This window comes from Paenibacillus brevis (genome assembly GCF_018919145.1).
GTDB classification, from domain to species: Bacteria; Bacillota; Bacilli; order Paenibacillales; family Paenibacillaceae; genus Fontibacillus; species Fontibacillus brevis.
In genome coordinates this window covers 48652-65627 of the sequence record NZ_JAHLQJ010000006.1, presented here as the reverse complement: position 1 = coordinate 65627, position 16976 = coordinate 48652, and the positions used below count along the sequence as shown (strand labels likewise).

Genomic DNA, 16976 nt, shown 5'->3' with positions numbered 1-16976 from the left:
TAAAGCGATATCATAATCCCGTCAGCCCTTAACCGCCCCTGCAACCATCCCCTTCGTAATTTGTCCGGACAGGAAGAAATAAATGAGAATGACCGGCAACGCTCCCATCACCAGAAACGCCCCGATATTACCATAGTTGACCGAGTACTGGCTGACAAAGGTATACACACCGAACGGCAATGTCTTTAAGCGCTCGGACGAGATGAAGGTCGCTGCAAGAATATACTCATTCCAAATGGTGATGAACGTCAGGATGCATACCGTCATCATAGGCGGCACAGACACCGGCAATATGACACTGCGGAAGATCCGGTAAATGCTCGCCCCGTCGATATATGCCGACTCCTCGATCTCATGAGGAATGCTCTTCATGAACCCGCTAAGAATAAATACGGAAATCGGTGTGGAAAAAGCGATATACGGCAGAATCAGCGAGAGATGCGTATTCAGGATCCCCATATTTTTGAAAATAACCATTAACGGCAGCAGCGTCGCCTGCATCGGGATCATCATTCCCATCAAAAATACGGTCATGACCAGCCCGCCGTACTTCCAGCGGAACCGGGAGATCGCATACGCAACCATCGAGCTGAGCAGAATGACACAGATCATTGTAGCGCCTGTCACCAATACGCTGTTAGCCAAATATTTCGGATAGCTGCCAAGCTGATAGGCTTGCTGGTAGTTCTGCCACATCGGCGACTTGGGCAACGAGAAGAAGCTGCCGCTCAGGATCTCTTCATTCGTCTTCAGGGAATACAACAGGAGCCACAACAGCGGGTAAAGCTGGGTGACAACCGGAATGGCAAAAAGGAGGTACACGACTCCCTTTTTCAGCTTAGACATATCGCGTACTCCTTCCTAGCTATATTTTTTCTCAAGCTTGTTGAAGACGAAATTGATGGCCACCGTAAACGTGAGGCAGAGAATAACCAGGAAGGTGGCGAGGGCACTGCCGTAACCGTACTTCAAGGACAAGAATGAACTGTTATACATATGGGTCGAGATGACATCCGTAGCATGGGCCGGCCCTCCCGCCGTCATGACCATAACCATATCGAAGGCCTGCAAGGAACCAATGAAGGCGAGGACAATCGATATTTTAAAAATCGGGATAATAAGCGGCAACGTAATATAACGGTCTGCCTTCAAGCCGTCTGCTCCATCAATCTTTGCGGCTTCATAGAGCTCCTCCGGAATGTTGGATACCCCGGTGAACTGAATCAGCAGATGGTAGCCGAAATACTGCCATAGCGATACAAAATAAATACTGTACATGGCAATCTTCGGCTCCGTGAGCCAGTTATGCGTCCAGTTGTCCAGACCTAGCGATATCAGCAGGCCGTTCAGCATCCCGCCCATCGAGGTCGGGTTATAAATCGTCTTCCAGAGTTGTCCGATAATAACCACCGATAAAATGACAGGCGTGAAATAAATCGACGCCAGGGTGTTGCCCCGCTTCAAGTAGCGGTGAAGGAGGATTGCCATTCCCAGACACAGGGGAATTTCCAGCATGGAAGCCAGAGCATAGAGCAGCGTCCTTCTGACCGACGGCCAGAACACCGGATCATTCCAGAACATATCTCCGAAATTCGCCAGACCGACGAATTTGGCGGTAGTGATCCCGTCCCATTTCAGCAAACCGCTATAAAAAGAGACCAGGATCGGAACAAACACAAGGCACACATACAGCAGCAGACACGGCAATACGAAGACGGCTATCGTTCGGGCCGGCACCTTGAGCACTTTCATCTAATTTCCGCCCTCTCTATGAAATTCAATGCGAAGCAGCCGTCCCAGGCCGCTCCGCATTGATCGATAACTCGCTCAGCTTATTCTTTGTTCGCTTCAAATGCCGTTTGATGCTCCTTGGCGACTTGAGCGGAATCTACCTTCTGAACGAACAGGTTTTGAATGCTGCTGAGATGAACCTGCGCTGTAGCAGGGTTCATCGTGTTATCGAAGGCCAGGTCTCCGCCCTTGACGTTGTTGAACAGCTCGGCAATCTGGATGGCCAGATCGGAGTAACCGGCCGCCTTGAGGTCACCATCCACCTTTTGTCCCAGACCGACTGCGTTCTTCAGTTCAAATTGCTTCTTGGGCAGGTTCAGCGTAAAGAAATTGAGGAAATCCTTTGTTTCCTGCAAATGCTCGCTGTTCGCCGAGACCGCAAACGCGCTTCCCGGAGCCAGCATGAATTCGTTCGGGTCTCCCTTGCCGTTCACCGTCGGGAATTGGAATGCGCCGACTTTACCGGCTACGGAAGAAGCATCAATCGCGCCTGTCTCCCAGGAGCCGATCACCCACATGGCCGCTTGACCCGATTTGAAAATATTACCGCCTGCCGTGGCATCAATCGACGTCGCCCCATCCGGGAACGCGCCGGCTTGAACCAGCTCCTGGAAGGCATCCACCGCTTCGACAAAGGCCGGATCCTCGAACGTCTTTTTGCCGTCCATCACATCCTGCAGGAAGCCTGGACCGCCATTCGTCCGCAGCACGATATTCATGAACAGGAATGATCCTGTCCAGGAATCCTTCTCCCCGATCGCGAGCGGCGTAATCCCTTTAGCCTTCAGCGTCTTCACTACATCAAGGAACTCATCGAAGGTCTTTGGTGTATCCTTGATTCCGTTCTGTTCAAAAATTTCTTTATTATAATACACGACTTCGATATTGTTGCCGTCCGGCAGCGCATACACATTACCGTCGAAGCTGTAATAATCGAGCAAGCCGCTTTGATACGTATCCTTGAGTCCGTTTTGATCCAGCATGTCATTCAAAGGAGCAAGCAGCCCGGCATCCACAAACGGCTTCATTTGCGCGGCCGGGTTCACAATCGTAATATCCGGTATTTCCTTCGAGGCCGCCTGTGTCTTGAGCTTGATCTTCTGCTGGTCGGTATTGAGCGTATCCAGTTCAATCTTGATGTTCGGATTCGCCGTTTCGTACTCCTTCACAAGCTCGTTGATCATTTTGTGCGATGGGGTCGTCGGGTCAGGGTAAATATTCTGGAACGTGATCGTAACCTTCTTTTCGCTGTCGCCGCTCTTGGCAGCCCCGTTGTTGCTGCCGGTATTTTCAGCGGCCGCATTCTCCTTGCCGCCTCCATTGCCGCCGCAAGCCGCCAGACTAAGCGCCATCAGCACGGTCAGCAGCAATGCCGCCGATTTTTTTACCTTTCTGTTTACCATCCATTCATGCCCCCTCGTTCAAGATATGTTCATTATTACGTCCTATAGCGCTTCCAACAAGGTGCGAATTTTGGGATTCAGGTTTGTTTTTTTCAGGTTTTGGATATTATGAAAAAACCGTCAGCCCGGTTGGGGCTGACGGTTTGCTTATAGGATATTCGAGCTGGCTCCCTTCAACAGCGTCGTTTATACGAATTATCGTATAAAACCATCGAGTTGGCTCCTTTGGAGACAGTGCTTGCACGAATTTTCGTACATAATTCCAACATGGCCTAGAGATGCATCACAAATCACAAATCACGAATCAAGGATCACGACTGGATGTTTGTGAATTCGGCAGTTGTGCGCTGCGCGGAGCGGGCTAGCCTCGCCGCCCGCCCCGCCGCTTGGCCTCCAGCAGGCGGCCAAGCCGCTCTTGCCCGGGTGCGGAGACAGGGGCCGCCCCCTCCTTCGTCTCCTCCACGGACGGAGACGAAGACTCGGTCCGCGTGCCTGTGGCCGCGGGCCTTGCGGCGTCCGCCTCGCTGCGCGGCGGACGGATCGGCGGCGCCTCCGCAGGCGCGCCGCCTTCTTCGGCGCTGACCCCGCGGACGCGGTCAGCGCCAGCATCACTGCCGCCGTAGAACGCGGCAGTGCGGGATTTGCGGGCGGCCAACCGGCCCAGCCCGCTGTCTTCACGCGGCACGGCAGGCACCGCGCCGCCGCTCACGGCCGGTCTTCGTCCCCGACCGGCCCATTGCCCGAGCCGTTCAGCTATCCGGCTCCAGGATACTGCGAGCCGCCGGACGGCGATGTCGCAGACCCACAGCAGCAGTGCCAGAATTAACAGCAGCCGATCCCAATTATCCAGCTTGCGCTGCGGATACGGGGTAAAATCATAAGCCGCTTCGGGCTCATCCCAAGCCAGCCATCTTCCGCCGGTCAGCTCCGCTAAGGCCTCCATCCGCTCCTCCGGGTCAAAATCGGCGCTAAGCCGATATTCCGGTGAATAAGGTACGACAAAGCCAGTGCTCGTGCTGCCTGCCTCCGCCTCCTCTTCCGAGCCGGACACATGCAGCAGAAAAGATCCCGGCTCCGTTACGGTCATAACTCCTTCATAATTTCCTGGAGATACCTGGCTTAGCACAACCTCAGCTTCTTCCCCGTTATTACCTGTTACCTTCCCGGTCAACTCGCCGGGATACGGTTCATTTACAGCGCGTACTGTAAAGTGAACTTCACTGCCCGACTGCTCCGTCTCCACTTCAAAGGTAGAGGAAGAGAACTGCGGGAAGGTCCACTTCACCATATCCGTGAATAATCCCGGGAAGCTGGGCCAAGCTACCCAATCCCGCGACCACTTGCCGGTCATATCACTTGTCCAGGCAACGGTCCGGCCCGAGCCGTATTGCCATCTAGCCAACAGCGGGTCAGGCTCCGGGCTTGCCAGCACGGTCTGGGCGGTGGACTTTGCCGTAGTTGCTACATAACCGTAAATTTGCGGCAAGCCGCCCTTGAACCACGAGCTCCAGTCTCCTCCCTGAACCTGTGCCGGTACAAAGGGCTTGTCTACGATATAGGTTCGTGCAATCATCGCCGCTTCCCGGCTGAAAATCGCCGGAAGGGTCGTCTCGTCCTCTACCAGATAGTACCGTCCCTTTGCCCCTGAAGCCAGTGATTGGAGGAGCTGTACGTCGGCATCTCCACCAACGGCCACCGTCGACATCGTAATATTACCTTCAACCATGCTCTCGATTAGATTCACATAACCCGAGCTTCCTGCAGATTGGCCGTCTGTCAGCAAAATGATATGCTTGCGCTGAGCATCCAGATCCAGCATTTTGGCAGTGGCATCGGCAACAGCCGGATAAATGTCCGTGCCCCCGCCCGAAGGGATTCCATTGATGGTGGAGATCACGCTCTCCTTATCGTCCAGCCTCTGCGGCTCAACTACCCACCATGGGCGGTCATCAAAGGCGAGAACGCCCACCGTGTCCTTTTCCCGAAGCAATTCCACGGTACGGATGGCGGACTCCTTGGCCAGTCTCAGCTTTTCTCCGTCCATACTTCCGGAACGGTCGATAACCAGAATCAGCCCCAGGGAAGGAATTTCCCGTTTTCCCTCAAGCTCCATCGAAACCGGAAGAAGCTGCTCGATCGGCGTTTTGAAATATCCGCCCATTCCAAAGCTGTCCTGGCCCCCGACCATCATAAAGCCAACCCCGTAGGAGCGTACGGCCTGCTCGATTAATTCCATTTGCCGTCCGCCTACCTGCTCGCCGGACACATTGTTGAATATGATGCTGTCATAGGCCGCGTATTTAGACAATTCGGAGGAGAGCATTCCGGGGGAAATGACGGAATAATCGATCAAGCCCGCACTTAAGGCATTTTCCAGGTTCGCAGACGTACCCGAAGCCCCTTCTACAATCAGCACCTTCGGACTGCCTGTCACCCGGGTGAAGGCATAATGCGCATTGTTGGCGGACTGCTCATCTCCTTCAATATAGATCTCGGCCCGGTAACGATGCAATCCCATCTCCTTAGCCAGTCCTTGCAAAGAATACCGGTTATCTCCCCGCTCCAGGGTGACCGCATGACGTCCGATTTCGCGATTATCCTCATACAGCCTGAGCTCTCCGCTTCCCGCATAAGTACTGCGGACAAGCACCTCGAAGGCAAATGACTCGGCAGGATATAGCTTCTCAGGCACAAGAAACTCCTCAATGGATGCATCCCTTTGCTCCGGTGAGGTTACCGGCAGCACATCGACCGCAATTCCTCTTTCCTTCAACAGCTGTGCCTCGTCCAGTACGGCCCCGACATTCTCCATTCCGTCTGTAATAAGCACCAATCTCCGGTTTTCCTTGCCCTGAAACAGGCTTCCTGCCAGGGATAGTGCATGCTCGATATGAGTAAACTCCCGCGATACTTCCCTTTGACCCCAGCCAGGGAGCCCAACCGACTCACTCAGGCTTTTATCCACTACAGTATTCATACCGAAGGAGACGGCTCCGGCAAGATCGTGATCTCCCTTTGACTTTACGGCTTCCCCTATCCATTCATCGATCGGGACCGTGGAGGAAATGCTTGAGGAACGGTCTGCAATAAATACGACCTCTTTATTCAAAGCAAGCGTGTAGGTATGGAAGCCTGCCAGCACGAAAATAAACAGCGCACATATGGCCGTCCGCAAGCTTATAGCCCATTTTTTTCGTGCCCCTGCAAGTCTGAAATCTTTACGGTATGCATAGACGGCACCTGCAATCACAAGGGGAAGCAACAGCAGTACCCAGGGATGATCAAATTGAACGCCCACGTTGGTACACCCCCCATTCGACTAAAATCAGCAGCAGCACGATCAGTACGATCCATTTCAGCAGCGGCGCTTCCTCATGATGGACATCCCCGGCTTCAGATCTGCCTGCCGACTGTCCGTCGTAGTCCGTTTCACCCTGCGCCCCGTCATTCCCGCTGGCCGGTTGTCCGGAATCAGCAACCAGAGCAGTCAACAAGGCTTGATCGGGTGATGTAGCCGACTCCAACGGATCCGCCGCTACTGCCAGCCAATATCCAGGCTGTGCCTCTCCATCGCTTCCAGTGACATCAAGCCGCCAAAGCCCAGGGATGGACGGCGCCGGTTGCTTCGCTGATAGAGCACCGCTCTTCAGACGGACTGCCGGAATCGGCTCCGCTCCCGACTTCAGGGCATACCCATCCATCGGGCTCCAAACTGCTGTTGCCGCATCCTGTGCTACGGGAATATCGAGCTCTGCTCCAGCCACTGCTCTACCCAAGCCGGTTCTCAGACCCGACTTGAGCCAGGTCACTGCATTGTCAACAAGCACCGGAAATTCCGGCTTGAGCGTCAAATCCCCATCCTCCAGCCGGAACAGAAAGACCAGCTTCGGTCGGCCGTTCTCTGTTCCGGCATGTGCTGCTGTCTTCCCGCCTACGGTTAGGATCGGTTTTCCCCAGGCCGGAATCGGTGCGTCGATAAGCCTGCCTGCCGGGGGCTCTTTGAGCTGCAAATAACGCGTGACCGGATGCTTGGCCGTTACCGTCTCCGCATGCTCAAGATCAACGCCCGCATCAGCTCCGCCAATAATCCACTGCGGCGTCTCGGCAAGCAGCTTTGCCCAGGCTCCGCTCTTCGCATAGCCTGGCAATACGCCTTCAATGACAATGACATCGGGCTTGGTTTCCGGGATGGCAGGAGCTTCTGCCTCCCCCGCGCCGTCCGTCTTTGTCTCAGTGATCCGGGTAACCTGCGCACCGGTCAGCTGCAGCGCTTTTTCCAGAAATAAATTTCCTTTTGAGATCAGCCATACCTTGGTCGCTCCGGCCTGCTCCAGGAAAGCGAATGATTCATTGTCCAGCGGATAGCTGTCTTCCGGTAGTAAAGATAAACGATATACCTCCGCAGAAGGTAAACTGTTGAACTCCACCGTTGTTCTCCGGCCCGCATCGGCCGTGAAATCACGGGATGCAATCAGCTTGCCGTCTCCGTACAGATCCAGCTTCAATTCACTGGCCGGACCGTCATTGCGGATTACGGCTACTCCAAAATGGGACCCATTAGAGTCTTCATTGCCCTTGCTTCCCGGCTCTTCTCCAGCAGAACGCTTTACCCCAAACTGTTCGATTGCAGCATTTGCTGTCTGCTCTGGCCCGATAGACACGATTTGAACGGGGACCTCGAAGGCGATTCCAGTATTGCCTGCCTGCTCCGGCCACCGTGTGTCTGTATAAAGAAACACCCGCCCCTCTTCTCCCCGGGTCAGCGCAGCAGCGAGCGATAGTGTCTCATGGTAAGCCGCTCTCCCATAATCCGCAGATAAACCATCGATTGTACGGGACAAGCTCTCTCTATCTTTCTCCCGAGTCAGAAGCACTTCCGGTCTGCTCCCCAGCCGAATCAGCGTGATTTCTTCGCCTGCTCCTGCTTCACGGACGTATGTATTCAGCTTGTGCTTCATCTCCGCCAGCTTGCTGTCATCCTCCGTCTCTTCCGCTGCTTGCGGGAGTGCCATCATACTGGCCGAAGTATCGGCAATGAGCACCGTATGCCCCTGATGTCCTCCGGTTTTCCAGATGAAGGGCTGCATTAAGGCCAGCACGAGCAATGCCGCAGCCAATAACTGAAGCCAGAGCAGAAGTCGGTTCTGGAGCTTCTGCCATGGACGATTTGCTTCCATATTAAGCAGCACGCGTCTCCACAGCAGGTGGCTGGGAACAGGCGTATCGATATAGATCCGTTTAAATAAATACAAAATGATAATGACCGGCAGCGCCAGTGCAAACCAGAGACTCATCCATGATCCGATGCCCATTTCCGCTCGCCTCCTCTCTGTCCGTCCCCAAGTTTAACGATGCAAGTTACGTTCTAATGAACGTGTGATGTGTGCTTACGATCGCTGTTGTTCGCGGATTTCACTTATTTAACGAAGTTCCGACAAGGAAGAAATCTACTCGCAAAGGCGAACGCTCCGCTTCTTCAGCTCCCATCACACTTATCCCTTTTTACGTAACTCTATAAGTTCAGCCCATATCATTTCCCCATATTGCAACGCTCCCCTATCTCCATCACTTAATTACCCGCCGCCCCTGCAGCCCGCAGCATAGTAAATACCGCCTTCTCAAGCGGCCAATCCGAAGGGATCTGCACATAACGGGCACCCAGCCCTGCGCAGCACTCCTTCAATTCCCGGGTATACCGGCTTACTTCCCGTTCATAGGCCTTCAATACTTTGCCGCTCATCGCTACTTCCTTGCCGCTGCCAAGCTCACTGTCGACCAGCCGCAAATCTCCATTGTAGCCCGGAGCAAGCTCTTCCCTGGATATAACCTGAACCAGTACCGGCTCCTGTCCCATCGACATCAAGCGAAGCAGCAGGTCACGCAGTTGATGGACTCCGCCTTCTAACCAGCAGTCCGTGAAGAGCCAGGCCATTCCCTGTTCACCCGGGCGTGCATGAACCTGCTTCATAGCCGAAGCCAGATTACCGCCCTGGACTGTGCTTGCTTCCTTCAAAAAGGTGAATAGCCGGGGGCTGGATGCCTTGCCACGCAGCGGAGGCAGCTTGTCCAGCGGCCGCTCGCCAAGCAGTAACGCCTGAACCTTATCCTCCGAGGAAAGAGCCACATAACCGGCAGCGGCGGCTAATCTTTGGGCCATATCCAGCTTGTTGCCGAAATTCATAGACGCAGATACATCCAGATAAAGACTGAAGGTAAGCTCCTGCTCATCCCAATACTGACGGATGAACGGTTTTCCTGTTCGCCGGTAAACACCCCAATCGAATCTTCGAATATCGTCTCCAGACGTATATTCGCGATAATCCGCAAATTCAAGAGAAGCTCCCAAGTGGCCGGAGCGCCGTTTGCCCTGGGTTGTCCCGCGCACATTGCGTTTGGAGACGATAGACAACCGCTCCAGTCTTGGCAGCAAGGAAGACGGCAGCAGGGAGGATGTCATTTCCCTCCCTCCAGTACGTCAAGGATCTCACGGACCACATGATCCGTAACAATCCCGAGCGATTGGCCCTCAAAGTTCAAAAAGAGACGGTGTCGAAGCGCCGGAATCGCTACAGCGGAAATGTCGCCGGTCGATACATGCATTCTGCCCTTGCTGACCGCTCGAACCTTGGCCGCGGAAACAATAGACTGGATGCCGCGCGGGCCGGAGCCGAAGCGTACATAGCTTTTCACCATCTCCGGGGCCGCTGCTTCCTCTGGATGCGTCATCATTAACAAACGTACGCCAAAATCCAATACTTCGTCCGCCAGCAAAACCTCCTTGACTGCTTGACGGATTTCCAGCAATTCCTCTGCTGAAGCCGCCTTATCCGCTAATGGCTGTGCCGTTGAGGTGGTTCTACGGACAATTTCCTTCAGCTCCTCCTCGGAAGGATAGCTGACGAGAATTTTCAGCATGAACCGGTCCAATTGGGCTTCCGGAAGCGGGTAGGTCCCTTCCTGCTCCAGCGGATTTTGCGTCGCAAGGACAAAGAATGGCCGAGGCAGACTCCGCGTTTCTCCGCCCACGGTAACTGTCTGCTCCTGCATTGCCTCCAGCATGGCACTCTGCGTCTTCGGCGAGGCCCGGTTAATTTCGTCTGCAAGCACGATGCTGCTGAATACCGGCCCCGGCTGAAAGCTCATCTCTGCGCTCCCCTGCGGGCCGAAGGAGATAATATTCGTACCGGTAATATCGCTTGGCATTAAATCAGGCGTAAACTGGATCCGCGAAAAAGACAGGTCCAGCGTGTCGGACACGGTACGGACCAACGCCGTCTTCCCTAGCCCGGGAATCCCTTCCAGCAAGGCATGGCCTCCGGCAAAAATACACCACAGCATCTGCTCTACAACGTCCTCTTGTCCCACGATCACCTTGGCAATCTGTTCCCGGACCCCTGCGATTGTACCGCTCCATTTCTTTACATCAGCCGTATGCTCCAACATGTCGATCCCCTCTCCTTGTAGCTGCCTTATTTCCCCGGATCAATTTCGGTAAAATAACTTTCTACCAAGCCTTGCAAGCTTTGAGGAAGCTCCCCGCGGTCCAGTGCTCGCTTTGCCTCAGCTGCATAATCACTGTACACCTCTTCATAAGGACGGCTTGCTCCATCAAAGACAGGGCCTTGTCCGCCCTTCTGCACATTCCCGCCAGTTGCCGGACCTGAGTCAATTTCAACGTTGCCCGTTCCCGAGCTGTCGCGCGGAGTGGTTACCAAAGCCCGTCCGCCGCTGCCAAATCCGGCTCCGCTTCCCTGACCCTGACCACTCCCGCTGCCTCCTTGTCCGTTTCCGGAGCCTTGTCCCGAGCCGCTTCCCGAGCCCTGCCCTTGTCCTTGCCCATTGGCATTTCCTTGACTGTTACCTTGACCCGAAGATCCGTTGCTTCCTTCCGGATTTCCCGCTTCACCCCTTGATCCTTGCCCGCTTCCTGACGCAGCAGCCAATTGCTCCGCGCTTCCGCCCATAGCCCAGGCATCGGAGACAGACAGACCTGCTGCGGACATCTCAGCGGCAAGCTCCAGTCCCTGCTGGGCGAGTCCGGATGCCATTGCAGACGCCGCGGCAGCCTGCAATGCCTCCGCGCTTGCAGATTTCAGCTCCTCCTCAAGGACAGCGGCCAGTTCCGAGAGCGCCAGATCAGTGGCGCTGTCCTGCCCTTCCCCGATGCTTTCGGCTGCTTTGCGCAGGGCTTCCGCAAGCTGCTTGGCATCCTCTCCCTCTTGAGGGACTTGATCCGCGAGCTGGGATAACGCATCGGCTAGTCGGTCCTTTGCCTCATCCGATAGCTCAGGCAGCTTCTGCTTCAGCTTATCCAGTTCTTCTGAAATCTGCTTCGCTTCGTTCTGCTCCAACGCGCGGGCAATATCCTGAAGCTCGGGTTGCTGCTTCCATGCATCAAGCCAGGCTGACCGCTCCTGCTGCTCCAGCTCTTGACGTTCCGCCATTTCCTGGAGCTTCTTCATGCTCTCTTCCAGAGATTGGAGGACCTCCTCCGGTTGCTTTGCAGCAGACAATTCCTCCCGAAGCTTAGTCAATTCCTCCTGTAAAGGTGCCTGAACAATCGGATCGAGCTCTTGCGCATCAAGCTCCTCCAGATTCTTATCGATTTCCTCCAGCCGGGAGTCGATCCATGCTTGCTGCTGCCGTTCACGCTCCAGCACCTCATCCATCGGGTTCGGAGCCATAAATAGAACTACAGCGGCCAAAGCTGCGCTGCACGCCGCGATAAGCATAGAACGCCGCGGACGGGGAAGCGGCAAATGCTGCTTCAGCCCCTCCACGTATTGTTGTCCGTAAATGATCGCCTGCTCCCGTTGTAAATCAGCAGCATATCCCTCAGCGTTCAAGTAATGGAGCGCGGTCACCATAGCATCCTGTCTCTCGCTGCCGTCACGCTGATGATCCATGATTCGGGCAGTCCATTGCGCGGATATAGGACGCAGCAACTCCCATACGCCTCCTGCGGTCACACACAGCATAAGGCTTATACCTGCATATAGAGTGACATGATGAATCGGCCATACTCTTTCGGCTGACAGCCAAAGGAGGACAAAGCCAAGTCCAACAAGGCTGCCGTATCCGACACCGGAGCACACTCTAATCCATCTCATTCGAAACGACACCTTTTTGAGTTGCTGTTGCAGCTTTTCTATACCTGACTTGTCCATCTCCATGGCTCCTTCCTAGAGGTAGTTCAAAAAGTCATCTTTGGATCACGAAGTGATTCAAGGGGGTCATTCGACATCGAATCTTGCGTTCACCCTCGAAGTCCAAGCGGATGCTTACGAGGTATGCTTCCTTTGGAAGCATTTCGCTCATGTAGGGTTTGCCTACACTCAGCCCCTTATTTCTCACGTTCAGTTGCTTTGGGCTCTATCTTTTCCATCTGTTTAAGCTCCTCAGGTTGAGGGGGCAATTCAACTGAATCCTCATGACGTATGTCAGAAGCTGCCTGAACAACCTGCCCGGCTTTGCTCCGCCGTCTGCCGCGTACCGGGCGGATCTTGCGAATCGCAATCCAGAGCATAATGACAATTACAACACTATATACAAGCAAGAACTGCTGCCACAGAGCAATCGGAGCCGAAGACTGAAGATTGCTTCGCTGTACGAAGAAGGCAGACTCTGAGAACGATGGCTCGAAAATACTGATCAATGCTCCCGCCGGATTCAATCCAAGGATATATCCCACCCAGGAATATGCCCGTACCGGCGCACCTGAACTGTAATAGTTAGCCTGATCAATGCTCATGGCGAACAAATAAGCAATTCCCGTAAATAGAAAGATAACCAATCCAGCTCCATAGGTCATGATGACTGCAAAAATCGTCTTTTTAAATATGGTAGAGAAGCATACACCGATGGCGCCTAACAGTAGCATAACGAATAGATAGAACAGGAACACCAGCAGAAGCTGCCCTGTAGATACTCCTCCATACAAGAACACAATGCTGTAAACAGGAAGCGTCGCCACTATAATCAGCGTCATGAAGCTGAGTGAGGAAACCAGCTTGCTTAGGATGATAGCGGACGAGCTTTGCTGTGTTGTCAGCAGCATATTCAACGTCTGCTTCTCTCGCTCTCCGCTGATGACTCCAGCTGTCAGTGCAGGGGTCATGAAAGCGATCAAGACAAGCTGAGCAATACTAAGCGCGTAGAACATCAAGCGGCTCGTTCCGGAATCTACCCGCGAGGACGTCATTCCTGTGGAGGTCAGCACGTAGATAATCCCCATTGCAAAAAGTCCCATGACAAGCACATAGGCAAGGATCGTAATCGCCGAACGGGGCGAGCGCATCCGCAGCCGGAATTCCTTATCCAACACCGGGTTCATAACCATGTTACGCCAGTTCATTCGCTCCGCCTCCTTTCGTGATTTCAAGGAATACATCCTCAAGATTGCTCTGTGCTTCATGGAAGGAGACGACTTGATAACCCGATGACAGGATATTCGTCAACAACGCCGACTGCTCGGTATCTCCTCCGCCGAAATGAACATGGACTCCCGTCTCATCGCACAGAACCTGGCTCACATGAAGCTCGTCACGAAGCTGTCCTGCTAATTCCTCTGCCCGTTCCAATACCCGGATGTGGAGCACCCTCTTCACCCGCAACCGGTTCTGAATCTCCGATACCTTGCCTTGAGCTACCATTCTTCCATGCTCAATAACACCAATTTCATCTACCATCTCCGCCAGCTCAGGCAGGATGTGAGATGAAATAATGATCGTTTTGCCCATCAGCTTTAACTCTTTGAGTATTTCTCTCATCTCGATCCGCGCACGCGGATCAAGCCCCGATGCCGGCTCATCCAGAATCAGCACCTCGGGATCATGAACAAGACAGCGTGCCAGACACAGCCGCTGCTTCATCCCGCGGGAAAGACTGTCCACGTATACATCCTGTTTATCGCTCAGATTAACGAGCTCCAAAAGCTGGGGAATCAGTTGCTCGCGCTCTTGACGGGGAATCCCGTAGCTGGCCCCGTAGAAGTGTAAGTATTCTGTTGTCTTAAACTGATCATAGACTCCGAAGAAGTCGGGCATATACCCGATCAGCTTGCGAACTTCTTGCGGGTAATCCGTTACCTCATAGCCGCCAACCTTGGCAGAACCAGAGGTTGGTGACAGCAGCGTAGCCAGAATAGACATCGTCGTTGACTTGCCCGCTCCGTTTGGACCTACAAAGCCAAAGACTGTTCCTTTGCCAATTGAAATATTGACATCCTGAAGGGCAGCAAAGCTACCATACATTTTAGTTAAATTCCGGATTTCAATCATGGGATACCTCTCCCTTCAGCATGATCTCCGGCATTGGGAAGTTAGTCCACTCGGTCGCAATATATTTCACCTTGACGATCCCGCTTCGGGTATACTCATTCGCCGGTCCGGTAATCATGGCTTCCCACTCTCCCTTGCTCTCGTTCCATACCTGCATGCTTACATTACTAGGGAAAGAGTTCTGAATTTGAATCTCGTTATATTCAACCTTTGCATCAGTCGGCAAGGTGAATCCAAAGGTAATCTCCCCTGCAGACATATTGATCATATTGCCCCAGTCTTTGGAATAATCGGTGGCCGTATTGTTCAAGATTTCAGGCACAATTACCCCTGCTGGAATCTCAACCGCTCCATCCAGGTCATAGTGAGGATCGAAGGATTGAACCCACATATTTAAATAATCAAACTGCGGATTTTTCCCATTAACCGTATAGTTGCTTGCGGAATCAGGATAATCCTTACTCCAGCCGAGCAGCACATACCCGCCGTAATGGCCTGAATAATTCATATACTGGTTAATCATGGAGCGCTCCCGCTCTTTGTCTTCATAGGAAGAGCCGGATGAGTAGCCTTGATAAGGGAAAATTGCCGATCCGTAATCGTTATTATAGGCAGAAGTAAAGGTTGTAGGGAGCTGAACTTGCTTCCCGCGAGGGAGCTCACCCAAGGAATAAATCCGGCTTGCCGCGATAATGAATATCTCTTCCAGGTTACTGTTCGTTTGATTTTCAATCGTACCTTGCAGTGTCCCCTGGCCGTCAAAATGTAAATCGATCTTCATTTCACCGGTACTTAACAGCTCCGAAGACTCCATCCACAGCTTGGCTATGGAGCGAGTCGTCATTTCACGCAAGATCAAATCCGTAGAATCCGCTTGGACACGAATCATCTGACGATCCGCCCCGCCAATCTGTCCGCCTGTGATCAGGTTATGTTCCCGTTCCACTGTTACCCGAGTTCCCGCCGGCAGCTTAAGGCTATAATCTCCTCCTTTGGGAACAAACAAGGCGGAAGAGGCGGATTGTACTGCCTCACCTTGTCCATCAAGCTCGATAATGTTAAGCGTATGGGCACGGATGTCCGATCTGCCGCTTGTTCCAGCAAAGTAAATCGATGCACTTGCCGTAATAGCAATCAGCGGGATCAATCCCCAGGCCCATTCTCTTCGATCAAGCTTCTTAAGCACATAGTAGAGGAGAGGAGCAACCACAACCGCGTATAATACAAGCATCCAGAACAGTAATGAGAATGGCGGAAGCGTCAAGGAAGGGAAGTAATCCAGAATATAGGACAACCCGGTCAACAGATTCCAATCCGATGAGTTCGATCTATAATTGCCATTAATATTCGAGAACTGTTCCTGAAGCACATCCAGCCATAATGCCGCATGACCACGCCAATGATAGACCGGGTCCATGGAAATATCGTAAGCCGCGTAGATGACTTCCCCTGTTCCTGCCGCCTGCTCTGCGATTAGCGGTAATTCTGCCGTACCGTAGATGCTTATTGCTCCTTGCTTCAGAGCTCCCTTAGAGATAGGAAAGGCTCCGTTAAGGACAAGGGGCTCCCCGCTTGCTTTAGCCAAGGCATCCAGTTCAAGCACGTCCGTTCCGCCCTGAACCTCCACAGGAGACAAGTCCTCGAAGCCTTTCACGGTTTTGGCATAGCCTTGACCTCCAGCCAGCACAAGGGTTCCGCCTCGCTTCACCCAAGTACGAATGGCATGGATCTGATCTTCGGTTAAGGTATCCGCCGAATAGTCGTTCATAACGATGACATCCATTGTCGACAGCATCGTGGCGTTCTCAGGCAGCTTTTCCTTCTCAAGCGGAACGACGAATGCAGTCTTCCCGATGCCGCTGCCCAGTGCCAGAAAATTCAGGGTATCCGGATCAGCAGCAAGAACACCGATCATCAAACCGTTGACCGCTGAATTCTGTATGTAAGCCCGGCCGGTTGAAAAAGCGATATAATCCCCTTTTTCCATCGATCCTTCGTAAAATTTAATACTGCTGTTCTGCTTACCGAAGCTGTTGCCTACAACAGCAAACTGAACTGATTTGGCCGTACCCGCAGTTAAATCCACCCGTTCCACATAGGAAGAGAACGTTCCGGTGTACGGATTCTCCATCTGGACAACCAAATCACCGGAAATATCCTGGTCACTGGTCAGCTTGACGGTAAGCGGTCCCCAATCATTCATTTTAATATTCCCGTTGTAGCCGAGTTCAGATTCTACCGCAATCTTGGGCCCTGCTGCCCAGGCTGTCAGAGGCTGCGCTATGCCCAGTAGGACCAGTACTGTGAGCAAGGCACATACAACCTTAGCCAAAATGCTGCTTCTATTGGTTCTTGGTATTGATAAATACACGCTTCGTTCCCCTCTCCTATCTGTATTTCCATCCATAGACTTACTGTTATTATAACGTACACTTGTACCCAAAAGTTTCCTTCAATGGGTATGCCTTAGTTCATTCATAAAAAAAGCCTCGGACAAGCGGGA

Annotated in this window: 11 protein-coding genes; all 11 read right to left on the bottom strand. The window is 53.1% G+C overall.

All coding sequences use genetic code 11. The features are described 5' to 3' along the window. Nucleotides 1–21: 21 nt before the first annotated feature. Nucleotides 22–846 (bottom strand): carbohydrate ABC transporter permease, encoded by an 825-nt coding sequence (locus KQJ23_RS08335; RefSeq protein ID WP_216478386.1) that lies wholly within the window; start codon nucleotides 844–846, stop codon nucleotides 22–24. A 15-nt stretch (nucleotides 847–861) separates the two neighbouring features. After that, nucleotides 862–1752, bottom strand: a complete 891-nt coding sequence (locus tag KQJ23_RS08330) for a carbohydrate ABC transporter permease (RefSeq protein WP_216478385.1) — start codon at nucleotides 1750–1752, stop codon at nucleotides 862–864. A gap of 80 nt (nucleotides 1753–1832) precedes the next feature. Beyond that, nucleotides 1833–3194: a sugar ABC transporter substrate-binding protein gene (locus KQJ23_RS08325; RefSeq protein WP_216478384.1), complete on the bottom strand. Its 1362-nt coding sequence runs from the start codon at nucleotides 3192–3194 to the stop codon at nucleotides 1833–1835. Nucleotides 3195–3555: 361 nt separating this feature from the next. Further along, nucleotides 3556–6492: a VWA domain-containing protein gene (locus KQJ23_RS08320; RefSeq protein WP_216478383.1), complete on the bottom strand. Its 2937-nt coding sequence runs from the start codon at nucleotides 6490–6492 to the stop codon at nucleotides 3556–3558. Then, the gene (locus tag KQJ23_RS08315) at nucleotides 6476–8506 is read right to left on the bottom strand and encodes a vWA domain-containing protein (protein ID WP_216478382.1); all 2031 of its coding nucleotides are present in this window, start codon (nucleotides 8504–8506) and stop codon (nucleotides 6476–6478) included. The genes KQJ23_RS08320 and KQJ23_RS08315 overlap by 17 nt, the downstream gene beginning before the upstream one ends. Nucleotides 8507–8763: 257 nt before the next feature. Further along, entirely contained in the window at nucleotides 8764–9651 is an 888-nt protein-coding gene (locus KQJ23_RS08310) for a DUF58 domain-containing protein (protein ID WP_216478381.1), read from the bottom strand. Next, nucleotides 9648–10637 (bottom strand): AAA family ATPase, encoded by a 990-nt coding sequence (locus tag KQJ23_RS08305; protein WP_216478380.1) that lies wholly within the window; start codon nucleotides 10635–10637, stop codon nucleotides 9648–9650. The genes KQJ23_RS08310 and KQJ23_RS08305 overlap by 4 nt, the downstream gene beginning before the upstream one ends. A 26-nt stretch (nucleotides 10638–10663) precedes the next feature. Beyond that, nucleotides 10664–12304: a coiled-coil domain-containing protein gene (locus tag KQJ23_RS08300; protein ID WP_216478379.1), complete on the bottom strand. Its 1641-nt coding sequence runs from the start codon at nucleotides 12302–12304 to the stop codon at nucleotides 10664–10666. 233 nt (nucleotides 12305–12537) lie between these two features. Next, nucleotides 12538–13548: an ABC transporter permease gene (locus tag KQJ23_RS08295; RefSeq protein ID WP_216478378.1), complete on the bottom strand. Its 1011-nt coding sequence runs from the start codon at nucleotides 13546–13548 to the stop codon at nucleotides 12538–12540. After that, nucleotides 13535–14473, bottom strand: a complete 939-nt coding sequence (locus KQJ23_RS08290) for an ABC transporter ATP-binding protein (RefSeq protein WP_216478377.1) — start codon at nucleotides 14471–14473, stop codon at nucleotides 13535–13537. Before KQJ23_RS08290 ends, KQJ23_RS08295 begins: the two co-directional genes overlap by 14 nt. Further along, on the bottom strand, nucleotides 14466–16844 hold the full coding sequence (locus tag KQJ23_RS08285) for a DUF7408 domain-containing protein (protein WP_216478376.1): 2379 nt from the start codon (nucleotides 16842–16844) through the stop codon (nucleotides 14466–14468). The genes KQJ23_RS08290 and KQJ23_RS08285 overlap by 8 nt, the downstream gene beginning before the upstream one ends. Nucleotides 16845–16976 lie beyond the last annotated feature (132 nt).

What these genes read in the sequence shown, in the direction of transcription:
- KQJ23_RS08305 (WP_216478380.1), bottom strand. Translation starts at nt 10,637, where the DNA reads ATGTTGGAGCATACGGCTGATGTAAAGAAATGGAGCGGTACAATCGCA.
- KQJ23_RS08290 (WP_216478377.1), bottom strand. Translation starts at nt 14,473, where the DNA reads ATGATTGAAATCCGGAATTTAACTAAAATGTATGGTAGCTTTGCTGCC.
- KQJ23_RS08295 (WP_216478378.1), bottom strand. Translation starts at nt 13,548, where the DNA reads ATGAACTGGCGTAACATGGTTATGAACCCGGTGTTGGATAAGGAATTC.
- KQJ23_RS08335 (WP_216478386.1), bottom strand. Translation starts at nt 846, where the DNA reads ATGTCTAAGCTGAAAAAGGGAGTCGTGTACCTCCTTTTTGCCATTCCG.
- KQJ23_RS08310 (WP_216478381.1), bottom strand. Translation starts at nt 9,651, where the DNA reads ATGACATCCTCCCTGCTGCCGTCTTCCTTGCTGCCAAGACTGGAGCGG.
- KQJ23_RS08330 (WP_216478385.1), bottom strand. Translation starts at nt 1,752, where the DNA reads ATGAAAGTGCTCAAGGTGCCGGCCCGAACGATAGCCGTCTTCGTATTG.
- KQJ23_RS08315 (WP_216478382.1), bottom strand. Translation starts at nt 8,506, where the DNA reads ATGGGCATCGGATCATGGATGAGTCTCTGGTTTGCACTGGCGCTGCCG.
- KQJ23_RS08325 (WP_216478384.1), bottom strand. Translation starts at nt 3,194, where the DNA reads ATGGTAAACAGAAAGGTAAAAAAATCGGCGGCATTGCTGCTGACCGTG.
- KQJ23_RS08300 (WP_216478379.1), bottom strand. Translation starts at nt 12,304, where the DNA reads ATGAGATGGATTAGAGTGTGCTCCGGTGTCGGATACGGCAGCCTTGTT.